The sequence below is a fragment of the Stenotrophomonas ginsengisoli genome (genome assembly GCF_001431485.1).
GTDB classification, from domain to species: Bacteria; Pseudomonadota; Gammaproteobacteria; order Xanthomonadales; family Xanthomonadaceae; genus Stenotrophomonas; species Stenotrophomonas ginsengisoli.
In genome coordinates this window covers 75,558-81,661 of the sequence record NZ_LDJM01000003.1, presented here as the reverse complement: position 1 = coordinate 81,661, position 6,104 = coordinate 75,558, and the positions used below count along the sequence as shown (strand labels likewise).

Below are 6,104 nucleotides of genomic sequence, written 5' to 3'. Positions count from 1 at the left end.
AGTGGATACCTCACTCAACTCACAGCGGCTGGTGCGTGTGTTTGAGCAGCTAAAGCGTACCCATGGCTTGCCGCAAGTTGTACGGTCGGACAACGGGCCGGAATTTCTGGGGGAAGTATTCACCAGCTGGCTCAGGGCCAATGGGGTAGCGCTGCAGTACATCCAGCCAGGCAAACCCAATCAGAACGCCTTCATCGAACGTTTCAATCGCACTTTCCGCGAAGAAGTGCTCGACCGAAATCTCTACGCCCGTCTGGACGATGTACGAGAAGCCACCTACTGGTGGATGATCAATTACAACGAAGAGCGACCTCACGATTCACTTGGCGGCATGAGTCCGGTCGAGTACCGCAACCAGTACGTCGAAGGTTCTACTTTTGAAGTGTCTGCTTGACGGGGGAGCTTACGCCGTCATGTCCATCGTCTCAGGCCAGCGAGGGGCCTCGATTTTCGTGCTGGCGCGTATCGATGGCCGATTGTTGCTCGCGCTGCGCATTGTCGTGGGACAACTCGCGAGCCGTGTCATAGATCGTGCGAGCAGGCTGCGTGGTATCGACGCTGGCGCGTTCGCCGGGAACCAAGCCGGCAACCCACAGTCGATCCCCTGCCGTCATTACCCGATCCACATGCTCGGCATTCTGGATGCCGTTGCGTTTGGACTCCAGCACCGCCTGCAGGACGTGCTCATCGCCAATAGCGCTTGGTGTGCCGCCGCGTATGCGCTCGAACAGCGCGACATCGTTCGGCGACAGCGACTCGACGGCACTGCGCTGCTGTGCAGGTACTCGTTCCATGGCTTCGGGAGCCAGCGCTGCAGGATTGGCTGCGGCCTGCTGCCGTGCCTGCACCTGGTCCGGCTGGAATTCGGCACGTGTATAGGGTGGGCGCTGTGGCGGCCAGTTCTCGACACGGTCGAATTCGGTGGTGGGCGCATGTTCCCGCGCCACGGCAGCATCGTTAAGCTGGCGTCGCGCATCTTCATCAATGATGCCGCCCGGGCGCAGCGGCAAGCCTTGATCCTGCTGGAACTCGCGCATCGCGGCCTGCATCTCTGCATCAAAGCTGCGCGCGGCGCGCTCCTGGCGGGGGTTGGGCTCTGTCAGGTAACCCAGTGCCTCAAGCTGACGACGCATCTCGAATACAGGCTCCCCTCGCTCGCCGGGCTGCAGGTTGCCATCGGCCAGTGGGCCGGTCAGATCGGTGACCGTTCTGCGCTTGAATTCCGGGTCGAGAGTGAGCGTGTCCGAGCGCAAGCGCTGCATCAACGCCTCGTCAATATGGCCATTGGCTGGGCTGATACCGCGCTCGGTCTGGAAACGGCGCACGGCCTCCTCTGTGGACTGGCCGAAATCGCCGTCAGGTCGGATTTCGGAGTTGGCATTGTTGCGCATGCCCAGCCGCTGCAGGTACTGCTGAGCCTCCAGCACGTGCTGGTTCGCGTCCCCGCGCTGCAAGTCCATTGCAGCAGTGTCCGCTTGGCTGGTCGGTATCGGCATCTGGAAATCCGGTTGCTGAACGCGTCGGACAAGGCCTGCCACTTGCGATTCCCACCCTGTTGCTAGGGTAGCGATGCTGTCGGGATGCGTGCTGCCGTTGCTCAGCTCGCCGCCGTTGACCGAGGCACGCGCCTGCCGGTAATCAACACGGTCGGCATTGATATTGTCAGACAGGCGCACGCCAAACATGCCGTCGCGCATGCCGACAACCAGCACTCGGGTGGCGATTTCCGCTTCCGCCGCGCGTTCCGGATGCTCGGCAAGCTCCCGGCCTATACCCAGCGACTGGCCCAGCCTCTCGTAGTTGTTGACGTGGGTGAGGTGGACAAAACCACGGCCGTAATATTCTTCGCCACCAAAGTAACGAAGATCCACGGCCTGCTTCCTGCCCCAGTTTTCCTCGGGTGCTGTGAAATTGTGCGATTCGTGCTCTGCGGTCGCCAGCACATACGCAATCTGTCGGTGGTCGGTAATGCCATTGTCGATGCAGGTCCGCACGATCATCTCGACCGACTGATCACGGGTTAGGCCGAAGCCGACTCCACTCTTTCCGTAGCCGTCACTCATCTCTCAGTACTCCTTGTACAGGGCGATTCAATGCAATGCGGGTGCTATTCCAGCAGCTCCGATTCGGTCGGGCGATCGCCGTTGCAGGTGTTGTAACGGCGTTCCAGCAACACGCGTAATTCGGTTCCGCGCAGCTGGATTACCTTGTCTTCGCGCTCGCACGGGCTGACCTTGGCGCGCAGGACAAACCTGCCATTGTCGATATGGTCAATGTCGCGTCCACCAATGGCCGCTTCCAATGTGTTGGCGCGCACATAACGGTTGCCTTCGACATCGAACAAATAGAACGCGTAGACGGGCACGTTGTAGACACCGCTGTTGTCCTGCCATACCTGCAGGTCCGGTACGCCATCGCCATTGAGGTCGGTAACGTTCAACAGCACGGCGTCCGTACCGTACGCACCGTCGCCGGCGCGGGTCAGCCGCGGCTGCACGCTGGTAACGGCCACCTGGTAAGCGCCCCGGGTCACCTCCATGGTCTGGACCTGGCAGGTGCTCACGTTGCCGCTATCACTGCAATCGGTCACCTTGAAAATCACCTGCAAGTGGGGCGAGATCATGCCCAGGCCCGGCTGCAGGATGATCCTGCCCCGGTCATCGGGCGCGGCATCGGCGGTGTAGGTGGCCGGCTGCGCTTGCACCGGGGGCACTTTGGCTTCGGCAATCAGTGCTGCTGCACCGCTGCCCTGCAGTTGTCGGGCGCGCAGCAGGGTCATGTGCGTGCGGCACTGCTGCGCGTCCAGCCGGCCCGCGGCATCACCTGGTTGCGGGCAACGGCTGTCACGCTGGCCCAGCCATTGCCGTTGCAGATCGCGCAGGATTTTCCGGTCGCCGCTGGACATCGTCGAGCGTGCTGCAGCATAGGCTGCGTTGAGGGCGTGGTCATGCAGTTTGAGCTCGGCGTCGACACAGCGCCGGCGGGCGTCAAGTGCCGTGGCCGTGGCCATGCAGTGCCCATACTGCGGGCTCAGGTGACGCACATCGCCGGCCAGCAGCTGGGCGCCGCTCGGCAACTGGCGTACCTGTTGCGGCGCCGCATGTGCGGGAATACCCGGGCACGTGGCCAGAAGCAGCAGTGCCGTTGCGAACCCGACACAGCATCTGTGCATACGTAATAAATTCGACATACCTTTCCTTCCTTGGGCGATCTGGGCTGGTCACGTTCTTTACCGATGATCGATGTTGCATGTCAGTTCGCCGAACTTCAGTGATATGGGTCACAGCCTTCCTTGAGTGGTTGGAGTTGAGAGGGAGTCTGATGTGGTCAGGTGGCTGATCAACGGGGTCAGGTTGGCTTACTGGGCTTAAGGCAGGTAAGGGCTTCCACACGCTTTGCGTGCGGATCACTTTGAACAGACATCCGTCTGTTGAAGAGATCCTGACGCACCAAAAGGAACCCAAGGAGCGAAGCGACTAACGGCGAAGCCGGCCCGAAGGGCGAGCACCAACGGTGCGAGTCAAACGGCTTCTCGCCGGGCCGCGTGCCGCTGCGGCCTGCGGCCACAGCGGTGCCCTGTGCTTCTCGCGGCTCAAAGCGGCGCGAGAACTCGCTGCGCTCAAACACCTCGCGCCTGTTCCTTTGATCCGCTGCGATGCTCGGCACGCTCTACGGCTCGGGCAGGAAGATCAAGATCCAACGGCAACGGCAACGGCAACGGCAACGGCAACGGCAGAGGCAGAGGCAGAGGCAGAGGCAGCGGCAGCGGCAGAGGCAGCGGCAGCGGCAGAGGCACTGCTTGTCGGTGGCGGGATTCAGTTGACAGTTTTGCAGGCAGGAGGATGCTTGCAGGGTCTTTGCACGTGATGCCACTGCCATGCCCGGGCTGTTTACCCGCCTTGCCGCCTGTGCGGCGATTGTTGCCATTGTCCTGCTGTGCCAGCCGCGGCGTGATGCGCCGGCGGTGACGGTGAGTGCGGGGGTGAATGTGCGTGATGCGCCGGATGTGCGGGCACGGCGGGTGGCGGTGTTACCGGTGGGTACCGAGGTGGAGCTGGGCACTTGCCTGGCCGATCGCAGCTGGTGCCGGGTCAGTGCGGGCGAGCACCGGGGCTGGGCTTCGGCGCGTTACCTGAGTGCGGCAACCGAGAGCGGGCGGGTGCGTCTGGCTGAATCCGAAGAGCATCTGCGGGTGGCGGTGGAGCCGGGCAGCAGCCTGGAGTGAACGCGGAACACAAAAAAGCCCGGCAATGCCGGGCTCTATGCAACGCCGGTGGTGGCTGCCTTACAGGCGGCCGAGCACCAGGGTGGCGTTGGTGCCGCCGAAGCCGAAGCTGTTGGACATGACCACGTCCAGCTTGGCGTCGCGGCTTTCGCGCAGGATCGGGAAGGCGGCAGCGCGCTCGTCCAGGGTCTCGATGTTGGCCGAGCCGGCAACGAAACCGTCGCGCATCATCAACAGGCAGAAGATCGCCTCGTGCACGGAAGCGGCGCCCAGCGAATGGCCCGACAGTGCCTTGGTCGAGGAGATGTCCGGCACGTTGTCGCCGAACACTTCACGCACCGCGCCCAGCTCGGTCACATCACCCAGCGGGGTGGAGGTGCCGTGGGTGTTGAGGTACTGCACGGTCGGGTTGCCTGCCTGTTCCAGGGCCTGGCGCATGCAGCGCACGGCGCCTTCGCCGGACGGGGCGACCATGTCGGCACCATCGCTGGTGACGCCATAACCGAGCAGCTCGGCATGGATGGTGGCGCCACGGGCCACGGCGTGCTCGTACTCTTCCAGCACCAGCATGCCGCCGCCACCGGCGATGACGAAACCGTCGCGGTTGGCGTCATACGGGCGCGAGGCGGTGGCCGGGGTGTCGTTGTAGCTGGTGGACAGTGCGCCCATGGCGTCGAACAGGCAGCTGGTGGTCCAGTGCAGGTCCTCACCGCCGCCGGCCAGCACGATGTCCTGGGCGCCGTGGCGGATCAGGTCGGCACCGGCGCCGATGCAGTGGGCCGAAGTGGCGCAGGCGGCGGAGAGCGAGTAGCTCACGCCCTTGATCGAGAACGCGGTGGCCAGGTTGGCCGACACGGTGGAGCCCATCGTGCGCGGCACCATGTACGGGCCGACCTTGCGCACGCCGCGCTCGCGCATCAGCGCGGCCGATTCCACCTGCCAGGCCGAGGAGCCGCCGCCGGAGCCGGCGATCAGGCCGGTACGCGGGTTGGACACCTGCTCTTCGGTCAGGCCGGCGTTGGCAATGGCATCGCGGGTGGCGATGTAGGCGTAGGCCGCGGCCTCGCTCATGAAGCGCTTGAGCTTGCGGTCGATCTGCGCGTCCAGGTCGATATCGACACGGCCGCCGACCTGGCTGCGCATGCCGATCTCGGCGTGGTCTTCCAGGCGGGTGATGCCGGCGCGCTGCTCACGCAGATTGGCCGATACGGTATCCAGATCGTTGCCCAGGCACGAGGTGATGCCCATGCCGGTAATGACGACGCGACGCATCAGAAGTTCTCCGTCGAGGTGAACAGGCCGACCTTCAGGTCCTTGGCGGTGTAGATCTCGCGGCCGTCCACCAGCATGCGGGCATCGGCCTGGGCCATCACCAGCTTGCGGTTGATCACGCGGGAGATTTCCAGCTCGTACTGCACCAGCTTGGCGCTGGGCAGGACCTGGCCGGTGAACTTGACCTCGCCGCAGCCCAGGGCGCGGCCACGGCCTTCGGCGCCGATCCAGGTCAGCCAGAAGCCGGTCAGCTGCCACATGGCATCCAGGCCCAGGCAGCCCGGCATGACCGGATCACCGATAAAATGGCAGCCGAAGAACCACAGGTCCGGGCGCACATCCAGCTCGGCGCGGATGTAGCCCTTGCCGTAGGCACCGCCCTCATCGCGGATGTCGGTGATGCGATCCATCATCAGCATCGGGTCGGTGGGCAGGCGGCCCTTTTCCGGGCCAAACAGCTCGCCACGCGCACTGGCCAGGAGGTGTTCGCGATTGAACGCATGCAAACGGGTCATCGGGGGTCAATCCAGACGGTTGGTTCAGCCCCCGAGCATGCGTCAGGTGTGCGTTTCAATCAATCGTTTCAATTGGACGGTGGCGTATGTTC

5 protein-coding genes and 1 pseudogene are annotated in these 6,104 nt (G+C 63.7%); 2 read left to right on the top strand and 4 right to left on the bottom strand.

Going from position 1 to position 6,104, the window contains the following annotated elements; translation table 11 throughout:
• Positions 1-394, top strand: a pseudogene (locus tag ABB30_RS15525) (integrase core domain-containing protein); the annotation flags it as partial.
• Between the two features lie 31 nt (positions 395-425).
• Here the strand turns inward: ABB30_RS15525 and ABB30_RS00860 are convergent.
• Positions 426-2,063 (bottom strand): peptidoglycan-binding domain-containing protein, encoded by a 1,638-nt coding sequence (locus tag ABB30_RS00860; protein ID WP_057636346.1) that lies wholly within the window; start codon positions 2,061-2,063, stop codon positions 426-428.
• Positions 2,064-2,107: 44 nt separating this feature from the next.
• The gene (locus tag ABB30_RS00855; protein WP_245626387.1) at positions 2,108-3,010 is read right to left on the bottom strand and encodes a lysozyme inhibitor LprI family protein; all 903 of its coding nucleotides are present in this window, start codon (positions 3,008-3,010) and stop codon (positions 2,108-2,110) included.
• 867 nt (positions 3,011-3,877) lie between these two features.
• Between ABB30_RS00855 and ABB30_RS00850 the strand changes: the two genes are divergently transcribed.
• Positions 3,878-4,225: an SH3 domain-containing protein gene (locus ABB30_RS00850; RefSeq protein WP_057636344.1), complete on the top strand. Its 348-nt coding sequence runs from the start codon at positions 3,878-3,880 to the stop codon at positions 4,223-4,225.
• Positions 4,226-4,285: 60 nt separating this feature from the next.
• Here the strand turns inward: ABB30_RS00850 and fabB are convergent, their stop codons facing one another.
• Complete coding sequence (fabB, locus tag ABB30_RS00845) at positions 4,286-5,497, bottom strand: beta-ketoacyl-ACP synthase I (protein ID WP_057636343.1); 1,212 nt, start codon at positions 5,495-5,497, stop codon at positions 4,286-4,288.
• On the bottom strand, positions 5,497-6,012 hold the full coding sequence (fabA, locus tag ABB30_RS00840; protein ID WP_057636342.1) for a 3-hydroxyacyl-[acyl-carrier-protein] dehydratase FabA: 516 nt from the start codon (positions 6,010-6,012) through the stop codon (positions 5,497-5,499). Before fabA ends, fabB begins: the two co-directional genes overlap by 1 nt.
• Between the last annotated feature and the right edge of the window lie 92 nt (positions 6,013-6,104).

Bases quoted from the DNA above. Each gene is read 5' to 3' on its own strand.
- ABB30_RS00860 (WP_057636346.1), bottom strand. From the start codon at position 2,063: ATGAGTGACGGCTACGGAAAGAGTGGAGTCGGCTTCGGCCTAACCCGT.
- ABB30_RS00855 (WP_245626387.1), bottom strand. From the start codon at position 3,010: ATGGCCACGGCCACGGCACTTGACGCCCGCCGGCGCTGTGTCGACGCC.
- ABB30_RS00850 (WP_057636344.1), top strand. From the start codon at position 3,878: ATGCCCGGGCTGTTTACCCGCCTTGCCGCCTGTGCGGCGATTGTTGCC.
- fabB (WP_057636343.1), bottom strand. From the start codon at position 5,497: ATGCGTCGCGTCGTCATTACCGGCATGGGCATCACCTCGTGCCTGGGC.
- fabA (WP_057636342.1), bottom strand. From the start codon at position 6,012: ATGACCCGTTTGCATGCGTTCAATCGCGAACACCTCCTGGCCAGTGCG.